The 21,865-nt window shown below is 66.0% G+C and carries 22 protein-coding genes; 3 read left to right on the top strand and 19 right to left on the bottom strand.

Annotated elements, in window-relative coordinates; genetic code table 11:
* Positions 1-20: 20 nt before the first annotated feature.
* The 3 genes from TEF_10645 to TEF_10635 are packed head-to-tail and all read right to left on the bottom strand — an operon-like array spanning position 21 to position 2,682.
* On the bottom strand, positions 21-797 hold the full coding sequence (locus tag TEF_10645; GenBank protein ID ANK81201.1) for an ABC transporter ATP-binding protein: 777 nt from the start codon (positions 795-797) through the stop codon (positions 21-23).
* On the bottom strand, positions 794-1,561 hold the full coding sequence (locus TEF_10640) for an ABC transporter permease (GenBank protein ID ANK83416.1): 768 nt from the start codon (positions 1,559-1,561) through the stop codon (positions 794-796). The genes TEF_10645 and TEF_10640 overlap by 4 nt, the downstream gene beginning before the upstream one ends.
* A 14-nt stretch (positions 1,562-1,575) precedes the next feature.
* The gene (locus TEF_10635; GenBank protein ANK83417.1) at positions 1,576-2,682 is read right to left on the bottom strand and encodes an alanine racemase; all 1,107 of its coding nucleotides are present in this window, start codon (positions 2,680-2,682) and stop codon (positions 1,576-1,578) included.
* Positions 2,683-2,818: 136 nt separating this feature from the next.
* On the opposite strand from TEF_10635, the gene TEF_10630 reads away from it, so the two are divergent.
* From TEF_10630 to TEF_10620, 3 genes are all read left to right on the top strand, one after another.
* A complete protein-coding gene (locus tag TEF_10630) occupies positions 2,819-3,571 on the top strand; it encodes an oxidoreductase (protein ID ANK83415.1) in 753 nt (250 codons plus the stop codon).
* Positions 3,572-3,637: 66 nt separating this feature from the next.
* On the top strand, positions 3,638-4,036 hold the full coding sequence (locus TEF_10625; GenBank protein ANK81200.1) for a hypothetical protein: 399 nt from the start codon (positions 3,638-3,640) through the stop codon (positions 4,034-4,036).
* A gap of 82 nt (positions 4,037-4,118) precedes the next feature.
* A complete protein-coding gene (locus tag TEF_10620; GenBank protein ID ANK81199.1) occupies positions 4,119-5,144 on the top strand; it encodes an NADP-dependent oxidoreductase in 1,026 nt (341 codons plus the stop codon).
* A 30-nt stretch (positions 5,145-5,174) separates the two neighbouring features.
* Here the strand turns inward: TEF_10620 and TEF_10615 are convergent, their stop codons facing one another.
* From TEF_10615 to TEF_10540, 16 genes are all read right to left on the bottom strand, one after another.
* Entirely contained in the window at positions 5,175-5,447 is a 273-nt protein-coding gene (locus TEF_10615; protein ANK81198.1) for a hypothetical protein, read from the bottom strand.
* Positions 5,448-5,449: 2 nt separating this feature from the next.
* Positions 5,450-5,857, bottom strand: a complete 408-nt coding sequence (locus TEF_10610) for a methylmalonyl-CoA epimerase (protein ANK81197.1) — start codon at positions 5,855-5,857, stop codon at positions 5,450-5,452.
* Complete coding sequence (locus TEF_10605) at positions 5,857-7,503, bottom strand: hypothetical protein (protein ANK83414.1); 1,647 nt, start codon at positions 7,501-7,503, stop codon at positions 5,857-5,859. Before TEF_10605 ends, TEF_10610 begins: the two co-directional genes overlap by 1 nt.
* 65 nt (positions 7,504-7,568) lie before the next feature.
* Positions 7,569-8,348: a pantothenate kinase gene (locus tag TEF_10600; GenBank protein ANK81196.1), complete on the bottom strand. Its 780-nt coding sequence runs from the start codon at positions 8,346-8,348 to the stop codon at positions 7,569-7,571.
* Between the two features lie 14 nt (positions 8,349-8,362).
* A complete protein-coding gene (locus tag TEF_10595; GenBank protein ID ANK81195.1) occupies positions 8,363-9,112 on the bottom strand; it encodes a biotin--[acetyl-CoA-carboxylase] ligase in 750 nt (249 codons plus the stop codon).
* Between the two features lie 76 nt (positions 9,113-9,188).
* On the bottom strand, positions 9,189-10,625 hold the full coding sequence (locus TEF_10590; protein ANK81194.1) for an NADH-quinone oxidoreductase subunit N: 1,437 nt from the start codon (positions 10,623-10,625) through the stop codon (positions 9,189-9,191).
* Entirely contained in the window at positions 10,625-12,181 is a 1,557-nt protein-coding gene (locus tag TEF_10585; GenBank protein ANK81193.1) for an NADH-quinone oxidoreductase subunit M, read from the bottom strand. Before TEF_10585 ends, TEF_10590 begins: the two co-directional genes overlap by 1 nt.
* Before the next feature lie 5 nt (positions 12,182-12,186).
* Positions 12,187-14,133 carry an NADH-quinone oxidoreductase subunit L gene (locus tag TEF_10580; protein ID ANK83413.1) on the bottom strand — a complete coding sequence of 649 codons (1,947 nt, stop codon included), beginning with the start codon at positions 14,131-14,133 and terminating at the stop codon, positions 12,187-12,189.
* 13 nt (positions 14,134-14,146) lie between these two features.
* Positions 14,147-14,455: an NADH-quinone oxidoreductase subunit K gene (locus TEF_10575; GenBank protein ANK81192.1), complete on the bottom strand. Its 309-nt coding sequence runs from the start codon at positions 14,453-14,455 to the stop codon at positions 14,147-14,149.
* 19 nt (positions 14,456-14,474) lie between these two features.
* Positions 14,475-15,089 (bottom strand): NADH:ubiquinone oxidoreductase subunit J, encoded by a 615-nt coding sequence (locus tag TEF_10570; protein ID ANK81191.1) that lies wholly within the window; start codon positions 15,087-15,089, stop codon positions 14,475-14,477.
* A 42-nt stretch (positions 15,090-15,131) separates the two neighbouring features.
* Complete coding sequence (locus TEF_10565; protein ID ANK81190.1) at positions 15,132-15,620, bottom strand: NADH-quinone oxidoreductase subunit I; 489 nt, start codon at positions 15,618-15,620, stop codon at positions 15,132-15,134.
* Between the two features lie 13 nt (positions 15,621-15,633).
* Positions 15,634-16,692, bottom strand: coding sequence for an NADH-quinone oxidoreductase subunit H (locus TEF_10560; protein ANK81189.1), 1,059 nt, complete (start codon positions 16,690-16,692; stop codon positions 15,634-15,636).
* Positions 16,685-18,754 carry an NADH-quinone oxidoreductase subunit G gene (locus TEF_10555; GenBank protein ANK81188.1) on the bottom strand — a complete coding sequence of 690 codons (2,070 nt, stop codon included), beginning with the start codon at positions 18,752-18,754 and terminating at the stop codon, positions 16,685-16,687. The genes TEF_10560 and TEF_10555 overlap by 8 nt, the downstream gene beginning before the upstream one ends.
* A 43-nt stretch (positions 18,755-18,797) precedes the next feature.
* A complete protein-coding gene (locus tag TEF_10550) occupies positions 18,798-20,075 on the bottom strand; it encodes an NADH-quinone oxidoreductase subunit F (protein ANK81187.1) in 1,278 nt (425 codons plus the stop codon).
* The gene (locus TEF_10545) at positions 20,075-20,692 is read right to left on the bottom strand and encodes an NADH dehydrogenase (protein ID ANK81186.1); all 618 of its coding nucleotides are present in this window, start codon (positions 20,690-20,692) and stop codon (positions 20,075-20,077) included. The genes TEF_10550 and TEF_10545 overlap by 1 nt, the downstream gene beginning before the upstream one ends.
* Positions 20,689-21,864 carry an NADH dehydrogenase gene (locus TEF_10540; protein ANK81185.1) on the bottom strand — a complete coding sequence of 392 codons (1,176 nt, stop codon included), beginning with the start codon at positions 21,862-21,864 and terminating at the stop codon, positions 20,689-20,691. Before TEF_10540 ends, TEF_10545 begins: the two co-directional genes overlap by 4 nt.
* Position 21,865: the final 1 nt, after the last annotated feature.

Raw genomic sequence — 21,865 nt, 5'->3', positions numbered from 1 at the left:
TCAGCCCTGAACTTCCTCCATCACAGCTTGCGGACCTGCATCTGTATCGGTCCCTCGGCCCGGCCGTGGACGAACTGGTCGACATACTCGTTGCCCGAATCGTCGATGTCTTCGGCGGCGCCGGCCCAGAGGATACGCCCTTCGTAGATCATCGCCACCCGATCGGCGATCTTCCGCGCCGAGGCCATGTCATGGGTGATCGAAACCGCAGTCGCGCCCAGCTCCCGCACGCATTTGACGATCAGGTCGTTGATCACGTCGGCCATGATGGGATCGAGTCCCGTCGTCGGCTCGTCGAAGAAGATGATCTCCGGGTCCGTGGCGATGGCGCGGGCCAGCGCCACGCGCTTCTGCATGCCGCCCGACAGTTCCGCCGGCATCAGTTCGCCGACTTCGGCGTTCAGGCCGACCTGCGCCAGCTTGGCCTCCGCGGCCTCCCGCGCTTCCGAGCGTTTCATCCGCTGACCCTGGATCAGGCCGAAGGCGACGTTCTCCCAGACCGGCAGGCTGTCGAACAGGGCCGAGCCCTGGAACAGCATGCCCATCTTCTTCATGTGCTTCTCGCGCTCGGCGGGCCCGGCGTCGGCGATTTCCTCGCCATCGATCCGGATCGAGCCGCCGTCGGGACGGACGATGCCCAGAACGGTCTTGATCATGACCGACTTGCCGGTGCCGGAACCGCCGATCACGACCAGCGATTCCGCTTCGCCCACCTCCAGGTCGATGCCGCGCAGCACCTGCTTCGAACCGAAGGACTTGGTGACGCCCTTCATGGCGATTTTCGGCTGGGCGTTCATTGCGCGAAGAAGAGCTCCGTGACCACGTAATTGGAAATGAGGATCAGGATCGAGGCACTGACCACCGCGTTGGTGGTGGCGCGGCCGACGCCCTGGGCGCCGCCGCGGCTCATGAAGCCGTGATAGCAGCCCATCAGCGAAATCAGGAAGCCGAAGATCGCCGCCTTCACCAGGCCGGAAACGACGTCGTCCACGTGCAGGAAGTTGATGGTGCTGGAGATGTAGTTGCCGATGTTGAAGCCCAGCTTCTGGGTGCCGATCACGAAGCCGCCGAAGACGCCGATGATGTCGGCGACGAGCACCAGCAGCGGCAGCATGGTGGCCCCGGCGATCAGGCGCGGCGCGACAAGATACTTGAACGGATTGGTCGACAGCGTGGTCAGGGCATCGATCTGCTCGGTCACCCGCATGGTGCCGATTTCGGCCGCCATGGCGGCGCTGACCCGGCCCGCGACCATCAGACCGCCGATGACCGGCCCCAGTTCGCGCGTGATGCCCAGCACCACGATCGAGGAGACGAGGCTTTCGGCATTGAACCGCGACCCGCCAATGTAGATCTGCAGCGCGAGCACCGCGCCGGTGAAGAACGCGGTTAGACCGATCACCGGCAGCGAGTAGTAGCCGATCTGCAGCATCTGCCGCAGCAGCAGCCGAGGATACCAGGGCGGGGTCACGCAATGGCGCAGCCCATGGCCGGTGAAGACGCACAGGCGACCGATGGCCGCCAGGAACTCGAGAATGACACGTCCGACCAGCGCGAAGATATTCCAGCGCGAATTCAAACAGATGCTCCCACATAGTCGCGGGCGTAGCGTGCGCCCAGACCCGTGAGCAGTTCATAAGCGATCGTGTCGCCCTTTGCAGCAAGTTCGTCGATATCGACCCCGCCGCCGATGAGCGAAATCTCCGCCGTCGGGTCCACCCGGCCCTCCGGCACCCCGGTGATGTCGAAGCTGATCAGGTCCATGGAGACGCGTCCGACCAGCGGCACGCGATGGCCGGCGATCACGCCGAACCCGCGGTTTCCGAAGGATCTGAGGTAGCCGTCGCCATAGCCGACGCCGCAGGTGGCGATGCGGCCGGGCGCGCCGAGGCGATGGGTCGCGCCATAGCCGATGGTCCTTTCTCCCGTGACCTCGTGCACCTGCAGGACGCGCGCCTTCAGGTGCACGACTTCCTTCATTGCGCCACGACAGAGGGACGAGGGATTCGAGCCGTACAGCGCAACCCCGGGACGGACCAGGTCCATGTGCCATTCCGGATCGAGGAAGACGGCGGGCGAATTGGCGGCGCTGAGCGCCGCGCGGGGCAGCCTTCCGGTGCGCTCGCGAAACAGCGCGAGCTGGTGGGCGTTCATCTCGTGCCCCGGCAGGTCGGCGCAGGCCGGATGGGTCAACCAGGCCCGGACGTCCAGCCCGTCCAGCAGCGCGGGTTCGGCGATCAGCCGCTCCACCGCCTGTCCCAGCAGGCCGAGACGCGTCATGCCGGTGTCGAGATGAATGGCGCAGGCGAGCCGCCGGCCAAGCGCCGCGGCATGACGCCCCCAGCGCTCGATCTGGCCCAGGTCGCTCAGCACCGGGATCAGGCCCAGCGCGGTATAGTCGTCCTCTGCCCCGGGCAGGAGGCCGTCCAGAACGTAGACGACCGAATCCGGCGCATGGCGGCGAACCTGTTCGCCCTCGTCGGGCAGGGCGGTGAAGAACGTTCGGCAGCCGGCTGCAGTGAGGGCCGGGACGGCATGGGCAATGCCGATCCCATAGGCGTCGGCCTTGACCACCGCCGCCGTCTCGGCGCGGCCGGTGAGCCGGTCCAGTAGCCGCCAGTTGTCAGCCAGCGCGCCGAGGTCGATGGTCAGGGTCGCTGCCGCGAGACGTTTCGGGATCATGACCATGTCCATTCGCACCGGATCGCGGCGAATTCAAGACGCGCATCGCGGACGCGCGGTGCGGCGACAGGACCTTTGCGATTCCGGCCCCGGCAGGCGATTGTCCGCCCGTTGCGAACCCCAGGAGGCCTTCGTCATGAACGATCAGAACCGGCTGAAGCGACTCGAGGGCCGAATCGCCCTGGTCACCGGCGCCTCCCGCGGCATCGGCGCGGCCATCGCGCGGCGCTACGCCGCCGAAGGCGCACATGTCGTCGCGGTCGCCCGGGACGCCGGGAAACTGGAGGAACTGGACGACGAGATCGCCCGGCTCGGCGGCAGCGCCACGCTGGTGCCCATGGACCTGAAGGAATGGCAGTCGATCGACGGGCTCGCCGCGCCGCTGGCCGAACGCTTCGGCCGCCTCGACATACTGGTCGGCAATGCGGGCATACTCGGCACACTGACGCCCATGGCCGAAATCCAGCCCGACGAATGGGAGAGCGTGTTCCGCGTCAACGTGCACGCCAACTGGCGGCTGATCCGCGCGACGGACCCGCTGCTGCGCCGTTCCGACGCCGGGCGCGCGCTTTTCGTCACCTCGGGCATCACCCGCCGCGCCGCGCCCTACTGGGGCGTCTATGCCACAACCAAGGCGGCGCTGGAGAAGCTGGCGCAGACCTACGCCGCCGAGGTCGAGAAGACCGCCGTCCGGGTCAATGTGATCAACCCCGGCCCGACGCGGACGGCCATGCGGGCGACAGCCTTCCCCGGCGAGAACCCCGACACGCTGCCCCATCCCGACGAGATCATGGAGGCCTTCGTCGCCGCCGCCATGCCCGACTTCCAGGGCAACGGCCTCTGGATCGCCGCCGACGAGACGGCGCAGGCGGCCGGCCCGGCCAACTGAGAAATCCCGACCCCTTCCTTTTCCATATCTGATATGTAGAATACGCTGGCAATTGCACGAGAGGACATGATGGGCGGCATGACCATCGGCGACGGCCTGGCGGCGATCGCCTTCTGGGGTTTCGTCGGCGCAATCGTTCTCGCCGGCATCTGGTACAGTGCCCGCGTCCGGGAAGCCCGTCTCGAGACCCTGCGCCGGATGATCGACACGGGCCAGCCCCTTGACCAGGCCGTGCGGGACCGGCTGCTTTCCCTCGGAGAGGACGACGACGGCGCCGGGCTCACCCGCGCACTCCGCGCCGCCGGTGTGGTGATCCTCTTCGCGGCACCCGGTATTGCGCTGCTCGGCTGGCTGCTTGCGGACACCACGCCGTGGACGTTGCCCGCCCTTCTCGGCGCCGGGCTGCTCACTGCCTTCGTCGGAACCGGTCTCATGGTGGCGTCGCATTTCGTCAAACGGGACTGAGCCCGCCCGGACCGCTTTACTTGGCTCGCCGCTCCACTACCCTTCGGCCCTGAACAACGGTCCGACCGGGGGAACAGACAACATGACCATCACGAATCGCCGCGTGATCTTCGAGAAGCGGCCCGAGGGCTGGGTGAGCGAGGATTGCTTCCGCGTCGAAGACGCGCCGGTGCCCGAACTCGGCGATGGCGACGTGCTGGTACGCAACATCTACATGTCCGTCGATCCCTACATGCGCGGGCGGATGAACGACGAGAAGTCCTACACGGCCGGTTTCGCGCTGGGCAGGGTCATGCAGTGCGGCGCGGTGGGCGAGGTCGTCGAAAGCCGCAATCCGAAGTTCGAGGCCGGCCAGATCGTGACCGGCATGCTGAACTGGGAAACCCACACCGCCGTGCCGGGCGGCGCGGGGATCGTGCGGATCGACCCGACCCTGGCGCCCCTGCCCTATTTCCTCGGCATCCTCGGCATGCCGGGCTTCACCGCCTGGTACGGCCTGCTGAAGATCGGCGAGCCGAAGGCCGGCGAGACCGTCTATGTCTCCGCCGCTTCCGGGGCCGTCGGACAGGTCGTGGGACAGATCGCGAAGCTCAAGGGCTGCCGCGTCGTCGGCTCGGCGGGCGACGACGCCAAGTGCAAGTGGTGCGTGGAAGGCTGCGGCTTCGACGCCTGCTTCAACTACAAGACCGTCGACAGCCTGGAAGATGCACTGAAACAGCACTGCCCCGAGGGGATCGACATCTATTTCGAGAATGTCGGCGGGCGGATGCTCGACGCCGTGCTGACGCGACTCAACCCGTTCTCCCGCATCGCGCTGTGCGGGATGATCAGCCAGTACAATCTGAAGCAGCCCGAAGGCATCCACAACGTCCGCAGCCTGCTGGTCAACAAGGTGAAGCTGCAGGGCTTCATCATCTCCGACCATTTCGACCTGCAGCCTGAATTCATGCGCGACGTGGGCGGATGGCTGAAGGAAGGCAAGCTGACCTACCGCGTCGACGTCGCCGAAGGGGTCGACAGTGCGCCGAAGGCCTTCATCGGCATGCTGAAGGGCGAGAACTTCGGCAAGCAGGTCGTGAAACTCGGCGACGACCCGCATCAGGCCTAGTCCGCCCGGCGCGCGGGTAACGGCGGCCGCTCAGGTCACCGCCGCGATGTCGTGCATGAGCTGACGCCAGTCGACCCAGTCGAAGAACACACTGGCCCAGATCAGGGCGAAGATGGCGGCGGTGATCGCCGTGGTGAGCGCGAACTTGAACAGGATGCGCGGACGCACGGGCGCCCCATCGGCCTGTCCCGGCACCAGTTCGATCCCCTCCTCGTAGGCGTTGCGCACGCCGATGGGCAGCACCGCGAACAGCACCACCCACCAGATGATCACGAAGATGACGATGCCGCCGACAACCGACATGTTCAGGCGACCTGTTCCAGCTCCACGAGCGTGCCGCAGAAGTCTTTCGGATGCAGGAACAGCACCGGGTTGCCATGCGCCCCGATCTTGGGCTCGCCGTCGCCCAGCACCCGTGCGCCCTCGCCCTTCAGCTGGTCGCGGGCGGCGATGATGTCGTCGACCTCGTAGCAGACATGGTGCATGCCGCCTGAAGGATTGTTCTTCAGGTAGTTCGCGATCGGCGAGTTCTCGCCCAGCGGATGCAGCAGCTCGATCTTGGTGTTGCCCAGATCGACGAAGATGACGGTGACGCCGTGATCGGGCTCCGGCTGCGGCGCGGAAACCTTCGCGCCGAGCGTGTCACGATATGTCGCCGCCGCGGCCTCCAGATCGGGCACGGCGATGGCGACATGGTTCAAGCGTCCGATCATCAGACGGCCTCCTTCAGCTTCTTCACAGACACCTGTTCGCCGTCTTCCAGGCGAACGACCTCGCATTCGGTGATCGGGCGGCGGCCATTGATCTGCCGCACCACGCGGCGCAACGCCCGCACCGCCGCTTCCGCCAGCGCGTCGTCGTCGGCCGGACGGCGGCCGTTGACCCTGGCGATCTCCTTGTCGATGGCGATCTCGATATCCTCGGTGAGCTGGCGCAGGCCCTTGCCATCGGCCACGCCCAGCAGCATGACCCGGGGATCCTCCACCAGCTCGCTGTCCTCGTCGACGACCAGGACGATCATGGCCGCGCCGTTGAAGGACAGCTTGCGGCGGTGCTGCAGCATCGCCGAGGCCATCACGACGAGGCCGGACGGATCGACAGCCAGGCGGCCGGTCGGCACCTCGCCCACCAGCTGCGGCTTGCCGGGCGCCAGGCGGAGCACGTCGCCGTTCAGGATCACCTGAGCCGCCGGCACGCCGCCCTCCTCGACGCCGAAGCGGGCCTGTTCGATCAGGTGGCGGGCCTCGCCATGGACGGGCACCAGCAGCTCTGGCCGGACCAGCTCGTACATGCGCTTGAGTTCTTCCCTGGCCGGATGACCGGAGACATGGACCATGTGCTCCTTCTCCGTGATCACTTCGACGCCGGCCAGCGCCAGGGCGTTGTGCACGCGCATCAGCGTGCGCTCGTTGCCGGGAATGATCTTGGAGGAGAAGATCGCCGTGTCGCCCCGGCCCAGCGCGATCGTCGGATGGTCGTCGAAGGCGATGCGGGCCATGGCGCCGCGCTGCTCGCCCTGACAGCCGGTGCAGAGAAACAGCACCTTGTCCGAGGGCAGATCCGCGGCTTCGCGGTCGGAGAGCGGCGGGCGCATCTTCTTCAGGTAACCGCACTCCCGCGCGGCCTCGTAGAACTTCCACAGCGACCGGCCGACCAGAGCGAAACTGCGGTTCGCCGCCTCGGCCGCCGCCGCCGCGCTTTCCAGACGCGCGACGTTGGAAGCGAAGGAGGTGATCACGATACGGCCCGTCGGGCGGGCCTTCACCAGATCAATCAGAGACCGGCGGACGTCGGCCTCAGATCCCGATGTGCCGGGGGTGAAGACGTTGGTGGAATCGCAGACCAGCGCCAGCACGCCGCGGTCGCCCCAGGCCTTCAGCGCCGCTTCGTCGGACATCTCGCCCAGCAGCGGATCGGGATCCAGCTTCCAGTCGCCGGAATGGAGCACCGTGCCATGACGGGTCTCGATCGCCAGCGCCTGCATTTCGAGGGTCGAATGGGTGAGCCCGATCATGGTGACCCGGAACGGGCCGAGATCCAGCGGCCCCTCGTCGCGGACGATGTGCACCGGCACTTCGTCGCGCAGCCCTGCTTCCTCCAGCTTCAGCCGCAGCGATTCGGCGGCGAAGGGCGTGACGTAGACCGGGCAGCGGAAGCGATCCCACAGATGATGGATCGCGCCCAGATGGTCCTCGTGGGCATGGGTCACGACCAGGCCGACCAGATCGTCGGCCTCCGATGCGATGAAGCTCGGGTCCGGCACCACGAGGTCGATGCCGGGAAGGGATTCGTCGGCGAAGGTCATGCCGCAGTCGACCATCAGCCATTTTCCCTCCGCACCGTAGAGGGTCAGGTTCATGCCGATCTCGCCGCAGCCGCCCAGCGGCGCGATGACCAGCCCGTCGCGATGGGGATGGGCGGCGCTCAATTCATCGTCCTCGGGTTGCGCCGCGCGATCATAAGCAGTCCCTTCATGGTCAGGTCGCGATCGATCATGTCGATCTCGTCGGTTCCGTCGTCGAACATGGCGGCCAGTCCGCCGGTCGCCACCACTTTCATCGGCTTGCCGAAATCCTGCTTGATACGGGCGACCAGCCCCTCGATGAGGCCGACATAGCCGTAATAGACACCCGACAGCATGGCCGACTGGGTGTCGTTGCCGATCACGCGGGTCGGGCGCTCGACGGCGATGCGCGGCAGCTTGGCGGCGGCCATGTGCAGGGCCTCCAGGCTGAGATGAATGCCCGGGGCGATGACGCCGCCATGATAGTTGCCGTTCTCGTCGATCACGTCGAACGTCGTCGCGGTGCCGAAATCCAGGATGATCGCCGGGCCGCCATAGGCATGATGGGCCGCGACGGCGTTGACCAGGCGATCGGCGCCGACGTCCCGCTCCTTCTCGATCAGGATGCGGATGCCGATGTCGACGTCCGGATCGCCCACGACCAGGGGTTCGCAGTTGAAATAGCGCCGGCAGAGCGTGCGCAGATTGAACAGGCCCTGCGGCACGACGGTGGCGATGATGGCCGTGTCGACATCGGCGAACTTCAGGTCCACCAGTTGCATCAGACTCGATAGCCAGACGGCGTATTCGTCGGCCGTGCGCGCCGTATTCGTGCCCGAGCGCCATTCGCCGACGATCTCATCGCCGTCGAAGACGGCGAAGGTGGTGTTCGTGTTGCCCGCATCAATCGCGAGTAGCATGTTTCGGTTCTTTCCTAGCTTTCCGTTCTCGGGCGGAAGACGTCGCCGGCGGCGATGCGTACCATGTCCCCCAAGTCGTTTTCCAGCATCAGCGCGCCGTCCGGGGCGAGGTCGACGAAGCGGCCATGCACTTCCCTGTCCGAAAGCCGTGCCACGACCGGCTCCCCCAGACCGTCGGCGCGCTCCAGCCACGCGTGCCGGATGGCGGCGAAGCCCTTGCGCTCCCACCTGCCGATGCGTGCCGTGAGCGCCTCCACCAGCGCCGCGAAGACCTGCTCCGACGTGGCGTCCGGGGCGTGCTCGGTCAACGCCGTTGCCGCATAGGGCGTGTCCGTCGGTCTGGAGGCGACGTTGACTCCGATGCCGACGATCACCGCAGTGCGCCCCTCGGCCTGCGCGGTCTCGAGCAGGATGCCCGAGACCTTGGCGCCGTCGATCAGCACGTCATTGGGCCACTTGCATCGAACGCGACCGGCTTCATGCACGAAACTCCGCGCTGCATCCGACACCGCCAGTGCGGCGACGAAGGACAGTTCCGGATAGCGGCTGAGCGGCGCTTCGGGCGTCAGCGTGAAGGATGCGTAGACATTGCCCGCCGGGCTGACCCAGTTCCGACCGCGGCGCCCCCGGCCCGAAAGCTGGCGAACGCCTGTCACGACATAGGGTCCGCCTGCCAGCATGTCCAGCCTCGCCCGCGCCTCGTCATTGGTGGAGCCGACATCGCCAAGCGAAACGCGGCGGAAGCGAAAGGCGGGCGCGGTCATGCGTGCGATTCCAATTTCATCGGGACGCCACGGAGGTCCGCGCCGCCGCCGAACGCCGCCCTGGCCGTCCGGCCCGTCAGCCGAAGAGCGAGCGCGCGGCCGCGCCGGCGCTGTCGACCAGCCAGGACGGCACGATGACGAAGGCGACGATCAGCACGGCGCTGACGCCCATGATCAGGCCCAGATCCCGTCCATAGCCACGGGAGAGCGGCTCCTGAGCCTCATCGAAGTACATCAGCTTGATGATGCGCAGATAGTAGAAGGCGCCGACCACGCTGGAGACCACGCCGATCACGGCGAGGACGTAGAGCCCCGCGTTCACGGCGGACATGAAGACGTAGAACTTGCCGAAGAATCCGGCCAGCGGCGGGATGCCGGCCAGCGAGAACATGAACACCGCCAGCGCCAGCGCCATGCCCGGGTGGGTCTTCGCCAGGCCCTTGAGATCGTCCAGCCCCTCGACCATGTGCTCGCCGCGGCGCATCGCCAGGATGCAGGCGAAGGTGCCGAGGTTCATCACCAGGTAGATGGCGACGTAGATCAGCACGCCGCGCACGCCTTCCGGCGTCGCCGCCGCCAGACCGATCAGGGCGTAGCCGACATGGCCGATCGAGGAATAGGCCATCAGGCGCTTGATGTTCGTCTGGCCGATGGCGGCGAAGGCGCCGAGCACCATGGAGAGCACCGAGATGAACCAGATGATCTGCCGCCAGTCGGCCTCCAGGCCGCCGAACGGCTCCAGGAAGGCGCGCATGAACAGCGCCAGCGCCGCGACCTTCGGCGCGGCGGCGAAAAAGGCCGTGACCGGCGTCGGCGCGCCCTCGTAGACATCCGGCGTCCACATGTGGAACGGCACGGCCGAGACCTTGAAGGCCAGCCCGGCGGACAGGAAGACGATGCCGATGACCAGCCCGAGCCCGGCGCGCTCCGAACCCTGCAGCGCAGCCGCGATGCCCTCGAAGCCGGTCGAGCCGGTGAAGCCGTAGATCATCGAGCAGCCGTAGAGCAGCATGCCCGACGACAGGGCGCCGAGGACGAAGTATTTCAGCCCCGCCTCGGTCGCGCGCACCGAATCGCGACGGAACGCGGCCAGCACGTAGAGCGGCAGGCTCTGCAGTTCGAGCGCGAGATAGAGCGAGATCAGGTCGCTGGCCGAAACCATCATCATCATGCCGAGCGTGGCGATGGTGACCAGCACCGGATACTCGAAACGGTTCATCTGCTCGCGCTCGATGAACGACATGGACATGATGATGGAGACCGCGGAACCGGCGAGGATCAGCACCTTCACGAAGCGGGCGAAGGCGTCGGAGACGAACATGCCGGCGAAGGTCACGCCGTCCTGCGGGCTGGCGACGACAAGCACCAGCGCGACGATCATCGACAGCACCGCCAGCCAGCAGGTGACCCGCACGGCCGTGGCGCTCTTGTTGAACACGCCGACCATGAGCAGGACCATGGAGGCGATGGCCAGGAAGATCTCCGGGCCGGCGAGACCGTAGTCGTGGATCATCACTTCAGCCCCGGTTCGTTGGCGGCCAGATCGGCGGCAGACATGGCTTCGGCCGCGGCGATCGCCTTGTCATGGTTGTCGAGCAGATGCATCACCGACGGCTCCATGATGTCGAGGAAGACCGAGGGATAGATACCCATCCAGATCACGGCGGCGCAGATCGGCGCGAAGATCGCGATCTCGCGCGGGCTGAGATCGCGCAGCGCCTTCAGATCCTCCTTCTCCAGCTTGCCGAAGATCACCCGGCGATAGAGCCAGAGCGCGTAGGCCGCACCGAGGATGACGCCCGTGGTCATCAGCACGGCGACCCAGGTATTGGCCTCGAAGGCGCCGACAATGGCGAGAAACTCGCCGACGAACCCCGCGGTGCCGGGCAGGCCGATCGAGGCCATGGTCATCAGCATGAAGACGAAGGCGTAGCGCGGCATGTTGTCGGCCAGGCCGCCATAGCGGGCGATCTCGCGCGTGTGCAGCCGGTCGTAGATCACGCCGACGCAGAGGAACAGCGCGCCCGAGATCAGCCCGTGCGCCAGCATGACGAAGATCGCGCCTTCGATGCCCTGCGGATTGAAGGTGAACAGGCCGATGGTGACGAAGCCCATGTGCGCCACCGACGAATAGGCGATCAGTTTCTTCATGTCCTGCTGCATCAGGGCGACCAGCGAGGTGTAGATCACCGCGACGACCGAGAGCGCGAAGATGAACGGCGCGAACTCCATCGAAGCGACCGGGAACATGGGCAGGCTGAAGCGCAGGAAGCCGTAGCCGCCGAGCTTCAGCAGCACGCCGGCCAGAATCACGGAACCCGCCGTCGGCGCTTCGACATGGGCGTCGGGCAGCCAGGTATGGACCGGCCACATGGGCATCTTCACCGCGAAGGAGGCGAAGAAGGCGAGCCAGAGCCAGGTCTGGACACTTGCCGGAATCGCCGTATCCGGCGAGGTCGCCCGCGCGATCAGCTCCGGAATGCTGGTGGTGTCCGCCTGGAAGTAGATCCAGAGGATCGCCAGCAGCATCAGAACCGAGCCGAGCAGGGTGTAGAGGAAGAACTTGAAGGACGCGTAGATGCGCCGTCCCCCGCCCCAGATGCCGATGATCAGGAACATCGGGATCAGGCCGCCCTCGAAGAACAGGTAGAACAGCACCAGATCCAGCGCGCAGAAGACGCCGATCATCAGCGTCTCCATCAGCAGGAAGGCCACCATGTATTCCTTCACGCGCACCTGGATCGCGTCCCAGCTGGCCAGGATGCAGAGCGGCATCAGGAAGGTGGTCAGCATCACGAACGGCATGGATATGCCGTCCAGGCCCATGCGGTAGGTGATGCCGAAGCCGATCCAGTCGCTCTCCTCGACGAACTGGTATTCGTGCGTGGAGCTGTCGAACAGGAACCACACCACCAGCGACAGCGCGAAGGTGACGCCCGTGGTCCAGAGCGCGGCCCAGCGGTAGTTGCGTTTCACCGCCTCGTCGTCGCCGCGGATCAGCAGCAGGATGATCACCGCGCCCGCCAGCGGGGCGAAGGTCAGAATGCTGAGAAGGGGGAAATCCGTCATCAGTCTCAGACCCCGATGGCATAGAAGTAGAAGGTCACCAATACGGCGATGCCGATCAGCATGGCGAAGGCGTAGTGGTAGACGTAGCCCGTCTGCAGCATCGTGATCCGCCGGGTGGCCCTGAGGACGCTGGCGGAAATGCCGTCGGGTCCCAGCCCGTCGATGATCCGGCCGTCGCCACCCTTCCAGAGGATCCGGCCGAGCGCCTTGGCGGGCTTCACGAAGATCCAGTCATAGAGCTCGTCGAAGTACCACTTGTTCAGCAGGAACAGGTAGAGCGGCCGATGGGTGTTGGCGAAGTTGCCCGGCAGATCGGTCTTGCGCACGTACATGAACCACGCGATCAGGATGCCGACCAGCGAGGCCACCAGCGGCGAGAGCTTGACCCACAGCGGCACCTCGTGGGCCGCCTCCATGGCGCCGTGCTGGGGCAGGATCAGGATCGAGTCGCCCCAGAAGTCGTGCCAGTGATGCCCGGTGAGCGGACCGATGAACAGCAGGCCGGAGAACACCGCGCCGACCGCCAGGATGTAGAGCGGAATCATCATCACCGGCGGCGAGTCGTGTATGTGGGCCATGGTTTCCCGCGGCGCGCGCGGCTTGCCATGGAAGGTCATGAACAGCAGCCGCCAGGAGTAGAAGGCGGTCATGATCGCGGCCCCCACACCCATGATATAGGCGAACTGCCCGACCCCGCTGCCGGCGCCGAAGGCGCTCTCCACGATCAGGTCCTTGGAATAGAAACCGGCGAAGCCGAAGACATAGGGTATGCCGATGCCGGCGAGCGCCAGGCTGCCGATCCACATCAGGACGTAGGTCTTCTTGATGTGCCGGGCGAGGCCGCCCATCTTGCGCATGTCCTGTTCGTCCGCGACGGCGTGAATGACCGAGCCGGCGCCCAGGAACAGCAGCGCCTTGAAGAAGGCGTGGGTGAACAGGTGGAAGATCGCCACGGGATAGGCCGAGAGGCCGGCGGCGAAGAACATGTAGCCCAGCTGGGAGCAGGTCGAATAGGCAATCACCCGCTTGATGTCGTTCTGCACCAGACCGATGGTGGCGGCGAAGAACGCCGTCGATGCGCCGACCACCGTGACCACGGCCAGGGCGTCCGGCGAGTACTCGAACATGTGGCTGCAGCGGACCACCAGGAAGACGCCGGCGGTGACCATGGTCGCCGCGTGGATCAGCGCGGAAACCGGAGTCGGGCCCTCCATTGCGTCCGGCAGCCAGGTGTGCAGCGGCAGCTGCGCCGACTTGCCCATCGCGCCCATGAACAGCAGCAGGCAGATGGTCGTCAGGATGTCGACTTCGTAGCCTAGGAACTGGAAGGTCTGGCCCGCGACTTCCGGTGTGGCCGCGAAGACCCCGGCGAAGGTCACGTCCTCGAACACCAGGAAGATGCCGGCAATGCCCAGGGCGAAGCCGAAATCGCCGACGCGGTTGACGATGAAGGCCTTCATCGCCGCGGCGTTGGCCGAGGGCTTGTGGTACCAGAACCCGATCAGCAGGTAGGATGCGAGACCGACACCCTCCCAGCCGAAATAGAGCTGCACGAAGTTGTCGCTGGTCACCAGCATCAGCATCGCGAAGGTGAACAGCGACAGATAGCTGAAGAAGCGCGCCTTGTGCGGATCGTGGGCCATGTAGCCGATCGAGTACCAGTGCACCAGGCACGCGACCGTGTTGACCACGATCAGCATCACGGCCGTGAGCTGATCGACCTGCAGGGCCCAGTTCACCCGGAACTCCCCGGCGGTGATCCAGGTCAGAAGCTCGACGTGGGTCGGCGCGTGGCCGAAGGTCACGTCGAAGAAGACGATCCACGACAGCACCGCCGCCAGGGTCATCAGGCCGGAGGTGACCAGCATCGAACCCCGGTCGCCGATCATGCGGCCGAAGAAGCCGGCAAGGATGGCGCCCAGCAGCGGGGCGAAGACGATCAGCGAATAGATCATGGAGCGCCCCTCAGCCCTTCATCATGTTGATGTCTTCGACCGCGATGGAACCGCGGTTGCGGAAATAGACCACCAGGATGGCGAGGCCGATGGCCGCCTCCGCGGCGGCGACGGTCAGCACGAACATGGCGAAGATCTGGCCGACCATGTCCCCCAGATGCGCCGAAAAGGCCACCAGGTTGATGTTGACCGCCAGCAGCATCAGCTCGATCGACATCAGGATGATGATGACGTTCTTCCGGTTCAGGAAGATGCCGAAGATGCCCAGCGTGAACAGGATCGCCGCGACGGTGAGATAGTGGCCGAGACCGATTTCCATGACTGCTTCTCCCGTCCCCTCAGATGCCCTGCCCGGGGCGGATCTTCCTGACCTCGACCGAATCGGCGCGGCTGCGCGAAACCTGCGCGGAGATCTTCTGGCGCTTGACGCCGGGCCGGCTGCGCAGCGTCAGCACGATGGCGCCGATCATCGCCACCAGCAGGATCATGCCGGCCGCCTGGAAGAGATAGACATAGCGGGTGTAGACGAGGTCGCCGAGCGCGGCCGTGTTCTCGCGCACGCCGGGTGGCGGCGCGGGCGCGGCGACGGTTCCCGCCGTTTCCGGCGCGATGACCCAGGCGCCGACGACCATCAGGATCTCGATCAGCAGAACGACGCCGACCAGCAGCCCGACCGGCAGGTACTGCAGGAAGCCCTGGCGCATCTCGACGAAATTGATGTCGAGCATCATGACCACGAACATGAACAGCACGGCCACCGCGCCGACATAGACGATGACCAGGATCATCGCCAGGAATTCGGCGCCCATCAGCACGAACAGCCCGGCCGAGTTGAAGAAGGCCAGAATCAGGAACAGCACCGAATGGACCGGATTGCGCGCGGCGATGACCATGAAGCCGCAGGCCACGGTCACGATCGCGAACAGGTAGAATGCGATAGTCGGCAGTATCACCAGCCGGTCCCCTCTCCTTGCCTCAGCCTCGCCCGCAGGCCCTTACCGATAGGGCGCGTCCGCCGCCAGATTGGCCGCGATCTCGCGTTCCCAGCGGTCACCGTTCGCCAGCAGCTTCTCCTTGTCGTAGAAGAGCTCCTCGCGCGTTTCGGTGGCGAATTCGTAGTTCGGCCCCTCCACGATGGCGTCCACCGGGCAGGCCTCCTGACAGAAGCCGCAATAGATGCACTTCGTCATGTCGATGTCGTAACGGGTCGTGCGCCGGCTGCCGTCATCGCGCGGCTCGGCCTCGATCGTGATGGCCAGCGCCGGGCAGATCGCCTCGCAGAGCTTGCAGGCGATGCAGCGCTCCTCGCCGTTGGGATAGCGCCTGAGCGCGTGCTCGCCGCGGAAGCGCGGGCTGAGCGGCCCCTTCTCGTAGGGGTAGTTCAGCGTCACCTTCTTCGTGAACATGTATTTCAGCGTCAGCCAGAAGCCGTTGCGGAAATCCTGCAGCAGGATCGAACGTGCGGTGCGGTCGAGAGCGCCCATCGAGGGACCTCCTTCAGCTCGCCATGCCGGGCAGCCACCCGGCATAGACCAGAATGCCCGAATAGATCACCACGGCCGCGAGCGAGATGGGCAGGAACACCTTCCAGCCCAGCCGCATCAGCTGATCGTAGCGGTATCGGGGCAGGGTCGCGCGGACCCAGATGAAGACGAACAGCAGCATGCTGATCTTCAGCGCGAACCAGATGATGCCCGGAACGAAGGTCTCGCCGGGGATCGGCGAGTGCCAGCCGCCCAGGAACAGGATCACCGTCAGGCCGCTCATCAGGATCATGTTCATGTACTCGCCCAGGAAGAACAGGGCGAATGTCATGGAGGAGTATTCGGTCTGGTAGCCCGCGACCAGCTCGGCTTCGGCCTCCGGCAGATCGAAGGGATGACGGTTCGTCTCCGCCAGCGCCGAGATGAAGAAGATGATGAACATCGGGAACAGCGGGATGAAGTACCAGCCCAGAATGCCGCCGTTCTCCAGACCGAGCAGCGAGGCCACGCCGGCGTTCGACTGCGCCGCCACGATCTCGGAAAGATTCAGCGTGCCGGCGCAGAGCAGCACGGTGATGATGACGAACCCGATCGAGACCTCGTAGGAAACCATCTGCGCCGCCGAGCGCATGGCGCCGAGGAAGGCGTAGCGCGAATTGGACGCCCAGCCGGCCATGACGATGCCATAGACGCCAAGCGACGAGACCGCGAAAAGGTAGAGCACGCCGACATTGATGTCGGCCAGCACCCAGCCCTCGTCGAAGGGGATCACCGCCCAGCCGATCAGCGCCAGGATGAAGGTCAGCATCGGCGCGATGACGAAGATCGCCTTGTCCGAGCCGGTCGGCAGGATGGTTTCCTTGAAGAACAGCTTGGCGCCGTCGGCCAGTGGCTGCAGCAGGCCGAAGGGGCCAACCACGTTGGGGCCGCGGCGGATCTGCATCCAGCCCATCACCTTGCGCTCGGCCAGCGTCAGATAGGCCATCGCCAGCAGCATCGGCACGACGATCAGCAGGATCTTGCCCAGGATGATGATGAAGGGCAGGAGATATCCGCTCCAGAAGTCAGCCATCGGTGCCCGTCGCCTCCGCGCCGCCGCCGCCGACCGAGTAGAGCGCCGAGCACTTGGCCATGGTCTCGCTCGCCCGGGCGATGGGATTGGTCAGATAGTAATCGCCGACGACCGGCCTGAACGGCGCGTCGCCGGGCTCGCCGCCGCCGGCTTCGCCGAGGGCTCCGGGTCGCGGCACGTCCGCCATGTCGATGTCTTCGATGATTTCCTTCATGCGGGATCTGACACCCTCGAGGTCGTCATAGGGCAGCGTCCGGCCCAGCGCCCCCGACAGCGCCCGGAGAATCTTCCAGTCCTCGCGCGCATCGCCCGGCGGATGCACGGCGAAATCGGTCCGCTGAACGCGGCCCTCGGTGTTGATGTAGATCGCCGACTTCTCCGTATAGGCCGCACCGGGAAGGATCACGTCCGCGGCGTGCGCGCCGGCGTCGCCATGACTGCCCTGGTAGATGACGAAGGCCTTCTCCAGCTTCGGGAAGTCGACCTCGTCGGCGCCGAGCAGATAGACGACTTCCACCTCGCCCGCCGCCGCGCCGTCTAGGATCGCGGTGGTGTCGCGGCCGCCCTCGCCCGGCACCAGTCCGAGCTCCAGGCCGGCGACACGGGATGCCGCATTGTGCAGCATGTTGAAGCCGTTCCAGTCATCGGTGACAGCGCCGGCCATGTCGGCGACGCGCCGGGCGGCGGCGTGGATGGCCAACCCGTCTTCGCGCGCCACGGCGCCTGCGCCCAGGATGATCATCGGCCGCTCGGCGCCCTTCAGCGCCTCCGCGAAACCGAGCCCGCCGCCGGCCAGCTCCGTCAGGGTCTGCGGACCCGCGCCGAGATACTCGTACGGGTAGGTCAGATCGGCCTGCTCGCCGATGACGCCGATCTTCAGCGCGCCGGCCGACTGCATCCAGGCCTTGCGGATACGGGCGTTCAGCACCGAGGCTTCCTTGCGGGGGTTCGTGCCCACCAGCAGGATCGCATCCGCGTCCTCGATGCCGGCGATGGTCGAGTTGAACAGGTAGTCGCCGCGCGCGCCGCCGCCGACCCTGCCGCCATCCTGACGGCAGTCGACATTGCCGGAGCCCAGCGCGTTCATCAGATCCTTCAGCGCCATCATCTCCTCGGCGCCCGCCAGGTCGCCCGCGATCGCACCGATGCGGTCGCCCGAGACGCCGTCGAGACGCGCCGCGATCGCCTGGAAAGCCTCTTCCCAGCTCGCCGGCTTCAGCCGTCCGTCGCGGCGCACATAGGGCCGGTCCAGACGCTGGCGGCGCAGGCCGTCGCATGCGTAACGCGTCTTGTCGGAGATCCACTCCTCGTTGACGTCGTCATTGAGGCGCGGCAGCACGCGCATGACCTCGCGGCCGCGCGCATCGACCCGGATGTTGGAGCCCACCGCATCCATGACGTCGATGGTTTCGGTCTTGCGCAGCTCCCAGGGCCGCGCCTCGAAGGCGTAGGGCCGGCTGGTCAGCGCGCCGACCGGGCAGAGGTCGATGACATTGCCCGACAGCTCCGAATCGACCACCTGCTCCAGCGCGGTGATCTCCATGTCCTCGCCGCGGAAGATGGCGCCGATGTCGGGCGCGCCGGCGACTTCCTCGACGAAGCGGATGCAGCGCGTGCAGTGGATGCAACGGGTCATGATGGTCTTGATCAGCGGGCCCATGTACTTCTCGGAAACCGCGCGCTTGTTCTCTTCGAAGCGGCTGCCGCCCCGGCCATAGGCCATGGCTTGATCCTGCAGATCGCACTCGCCGCCCTGATCGCAGATCGGACAGTCGAGCGGATGGTTGATCAGCAGGAACTCCATCACGCCCTCGCGGGCCTTCTTCACGGTCTCCGTATTGGTGTGGATGACCATGTTGTCGCCCGCCGGCATGGCGCAGCTCGCAATCGGCTTCGGCGAACGCTCCATCTCGACCAGACACATGCGGCAATTGCCGGCGATCGAGAGCCGCTCATGATAGCAGAAGCGGGGGATCTCGGCGCCGGCGGCCTCGCAGGCCTGCAGCACCGTGGCGCCCTGGGGCACCTCCACTTCCATTCCGTCGACCGTCAGCTTCGGCATGACTTCGCGCCGTCCCTCGTCCGTACTTCCAGTCCAGCCGGCCTCAGGCCGCCTGTTTGCGATAATCCAGGATCCGCTGCTCCAGCACGGGCCGGAAATGCCGGATCAGGCCCTGGATCGGCCACGCCGCGGCATCGCCGAGGGCGCAGATCGTATGGCCTTCCACCTGCTTGGTGACGTCGTGCAGCTTGTCGATTTCCGCGATCGAGGCCTGCCCCTTCACCATCCGCGTCATCACCCGATACATCCACCCCGTCCCCTCGCGGCATGGCGTACACTGCCCGCAGCTCTCGTGCATGTAGAAATGCGAGAGATTGGCGATCGCCTCGACCACGTCGGTGGACTTGTCCATCACGATGACGGCCGCCGTGCCCAGGCCCGACTGCACCTCCTTCAGGCTGTCGAAGTCCATCAGGACCTCGTCGCAGATCGCCTTCGGGATCAGCGGTACCGACGAACCGCCGGGGATGACCGCCAGCAGGTTGTCCCAGCCGCCGCGGACGCCGCCGCAATGCTTCTCGATGAGCTCCTTCAGCGGGATGCCCATCTCCTCCTCGACATTGCAGGGCGTGTTCACATGGCCGGAAACGCAGAACAGCTTGGTGCCCGTGTTGTTCGGCCGGCCCAGCCCCGCGAACCAGGTGGCGCCGCGCTTCAGGATTTCCGGCGCGACGGCGATCGATTCGACATTGTTCACCGTCGACGGACAGCCATAGACGCCGACCGCCGCCGGGAAGGGCGGCTTCAGCCGGGGCTGGCCCTTCTTGCCCTCCAGGCTCTCGATCAGGGCCGTTTCCTCGCCGCAGATATAGGCGCCGGCGCCGCGGTGCAGGATGATGTCGAAGTCATAGCCCGAACCACAGGCGTTCCTGCCGATCAGGCCGGCGTCATAGGCTTCCTCGATCGCGGCCTGCAGCACGCGGGCTTCGGCGACGAACTCGCCGCGGATGTAGATGAAGGCGGCCGAGGCGCGCATCGAATAGCCGGCCACTAGGCAGCCTTCCAGCAGCCGGTGCGGGTCGTTGCGCATGATTTCCCGGTCCTTGCAGGTGCCGGGCTCCGATTCGTCGGCGTTGACCACCAGATAGGACGGCCGACCGTCGGATTCCTTGGGCATGAAGGACCATTTCAGGCCGGTCGGGAAGCCGGCGCCGCCGCGGCCGCGCAGACCCGATTCCTTGATCTGGTCGACGATGGCGTCCTGATCCATCGCCAGCAGATCCTTCGTGCCCTCCCAGACCCCGCGCCTGCGCGAAGCGTCCAGGTCCCAGGATTCGTCACCGTAGAGATTGGTGAAGATGCGGTCCTTGTCGTCCAGCATCAGGAAGCGCCCCCTGCCCGCTCCAGCAACGTCTTCCGGCCCTCCGCCGGCTCCGAGTACTTCCGGCCCGAGACCGGTCCCGGCGTCACGTCCTCCCCCGCGGCCAGCTTGTCCAGCAGCGCGCAGGTGCTGTCGTAATCCAGGTCCTCGAAATAGTCATCGTTGATCTGCATCATCGGCGCGTTGCAGCACGCGCCCAGGCACTCGACCTCGACCAGCGAGAACGTGCCGTCGGCCGAGACGCCGGCATGATCGAGACCCGTCCGGTCCCTGATCGCCCGGCGCAGGTCGTCGGCGCCGCGCAGCCAACACGGCGTCGTACGGCAGAGCTGCAGGTGGAATTTCCCCACCGGCGCCAGGTTGTACATGGTGTAGAAGGTCGCGACCTCGTAGGCGCGGATATAGGGCATGCCCAGCTTCTCCGCGACGGTGCGGATCGCCGCTTCGGGCAGCCAGCCGTGCTGGCGCTGCGCCAGGTCCAGCAAGGGCATCACCGCGCTCTGCTGGCGGCCCTCCGGATAGCGGGCGATGATCTTCTCCGCCTCGGCCCAGACCTCCGGCTCGAACTCGAAGCTTCCGGGCTGTTCGTCCTTGGGTGCGACGGGACGCGCGCTCATCGGTCGATCTCCCCGAAAACGATGTCCAGCGAGCCGATGATGGCCACGGTGTCGGCCAGCAGATAGCCCTTCGAGAGGAAGTCGGTCGCCTGCAGATGCCGGAAGCCCGGCGCGGAAATCTTGCACTTGTAGGGCTTGTTGGTGCCGTCCGAGACCAGATAGACGCCGAACTCGCCCTTCGGCGCCTCGACGGCCGCATAGGCCTCGCCCTCCGGTACGTGGAAGCCCTCCGTGTAGAGCTTGAAGTGATGGATGAGCGCTTCCATCGACGTCTTCATGTCGGCGCGCTTCGGCGGCGTCACCTTCTTGTCGACCGAGGCGTGTGGCCCGTCGGGCAGGTTCTCCAGCACCTGACGGACGATACGCAGCGACTGGCGCATCTCCTCGACCCGGCAGAGATAGCGGTCAAAGCAATCGCCCGTCTTGCCCACCGGAATGTCGAAATCGTAGGTCTCGTAGCCGTCATAGGGTTGCGCCTTGCGCAGGTCCCAGGGCACGCCGGAGCCGCGCAGCATCACGCCGGTGAAGCCCCAGTCCATGGCGTCCTCGGCGGAGATGATGCCGATGTCGGCATTGCGCTGGCGGAAGATGCGATTCTCCGTCAGCAGTTCTTCCATGTCCTCGACGAAATGGGTCTTGTCGCACCAGTCCAGGATCTTTTCCGGCATGTCGGCGGGAATGTCCTGATGGACGCCGCCGGGGCGGAAATAGGCCGCGTGCAGGCGTGCGCCCGAGGCCGCCTCGTAGAATTCCATCAGCTTCTCGCGCTCCTCGAAGCCCCAGAGCGTCGGCGTCGTCGCGCCCACGTCCATGGCCTGGGTCGTGCAGTTCAGCAGATGATTCAGCAGCCGCCCGATCTCGCAGAACAGGACCCTGAGCGCCTGGGCGCGCGGCGGCACCTCCAGACCCAGCAGCTTCTCCGTCGCCAGGACGAAGGCGTGCTCCTGATTCATCGGCGCGACATAGTCCAGCCGGTCGAAATAGGGCATCGCCTGCAGATAGGTCTTGTACTCGATCAGTTTCTCGGTGCCGCGGTGCAGCAGGCCGATATGCGGGTCCGCGCGCTCGACGATCTCGCCGTCGAGTTCCAGCACAAGGCGCAGCACACCATGGGCCGCGGGATGCTGGGGCCCGAAGTTCATCATGTAGCTCTTGATCTCGACTTCGGCCATC

Source organism: Rhizobiales bacterium NRL2 (assembly GCA_001664005.1).
In the GTDB taxonomy this organism is placed as follows: Bacteria; Pseudomonadota; Alphaproteobacteria; order Minwuiales; family Minwuiaceae; genus Minwuia.
The sequence above is the reverse complement of the archived record's forward strand: the minus strand, read 5'-3'. Positions and strand labels throughout refer to the sequence as shown.

What these genes read in the sequence shown, in the direction of transcription:
- TEF_10605 (ANK83414.1), bottom strand. Translation starts at nt 7,503, where the DNA reads ATGAACCTGACCCTCTACGGTGCGGAGGGAAAATGGCTGATGGTCGAC.
- TEF_10590 (ANK81194.1), bottom strand. Translation starts at nt 10,625, where the DNA reads ATGATCCACGACTACGGTCTCGCCGGCCCGGAGATCTTCCTGGCCATC.
- TEF_10620 (ANK81199.1), top strand. Translation starts at nt 4,119, where the DNA reads ATGACCATCACGAATCGCCGCGTGATCTTCGAGAAGCGGCCCGAGGGC.
- TEF_10630 (ANK83415.1), top strand. Translation starts at nt 2,819, where the DNA reads ATGAACGATCAGAACCGGCTGAAGCGACTCGAGGGCCGAATCGCCCTG.
- TEF_10635 (ANK83417.1), bottom strand. Translation starts at nt 2,682, where the DNA reads ATGATCCCGAAACGTCTCGCGGCAGCGACCCTGACCATCGACCTCGGC.
- TEF_10625 (ANK81200.1), top strand. Translation starts at nt 3,638, where the DNA reads ATGATGGGCGGCATGACCATCGGCGACGGCCTGGCGGCGATCGCCTTC.
- TEF_10555 (ANK81188.1), bottom strand. Translation starts at nt 18,754, where the DNA reads ATGCCGAAGCTGACGGTCGACGGAATGGAAGTGGAGGTGCCCCAGGGC.
- TEF_10645 (ANK81201.1), bottom strand. Translation starts at nt 797, where the DNA reads ATGAACGCCCAGCCGAAAATCGCCATGAAGGGCGTCACCAAGTCCTTC.
- TEF_10615 (ANK81198.1), bottom strand. Translation starts at nt 5,447, where the DNA reads ATGTCGGTTGTCGGCGGCATCGTCATCTTCGTGATCATCTGGTGGGTG.
- TEF_10545 (ANK81186.1), bottom strand. Translation starts at nt 20,692, where the DNA reads ATGAGCGCGCGTCCCGTCGCACCCAAGGACGAACAGCCCGGAAGCTTC.
- TEF_10560 (ANK81189.1), bottom strand. Translation starts at nt 16,692, where the DNA reads ATGGCTGACTTCTGGAGCGGATATCTCCTGCCCTTCATCATCATCCTG.
- TEF_10595 (ANK81195.1), bottom strand. Translation starts at nt 9,112, where the DNA reads ATGACCGCGCCCGCCTTTCGCTTCCGCCGCGTTTCGCTTGGCGATGTC.
- TEF_10550 (ANK81187.1), bottom strand. Translation starts at nt 20,075, where the DNA reads ATGCTGGACGACAAGGACCGCATCTTCACCAATCTCTACGGTGACGAA.
- TEF_10540 (ANK81185.1), bottom strand. Translation starts at nt 21,864, where the DNA reads ATGGCCGAAGTCGAGATCAAGAGCTACATGATGAACTTCGGGCCCCAG.
- TEF_10610 (ANK81197.1), bottom strand. Translation starts at nt 5,857, where the DNA reads ATGATCGGACGCTTGAACCATGTCGCCATCGCCGTGCCCGATCTGGAG.
- TEF_10600 (ANK81196.1), bottom strand. Translation starts at nt 8,348, where the DNA reads ATGCTACTCGCGATTGATGCGGGCAACACGAACACCACCTTCGCCGTC.
- TEF_10585 (ANK81193.1), bottom strand. Translation starts at nt 12,181, where the DNA reads ATGACGGATTTCCCCCTTCTCAGCATTCTGACCTTCGCCCCGCTGGCG.
- TEF_10575 (ANK81192.1), bottom strand. Translation starts at nt 14,455, where the DNA reads ATGGAAATCGGTCTCGGCCACTATCTCACCGTCGCGGCGATCCTGTTC.
- TEF_10565 (ANK81190.1), bottom strand. Translation starts at nt 15,620, where the DNA reads ATGGGCGCTCTCGACCGCACCGCACGTTCGATCCTGCTGCAGGATTTC.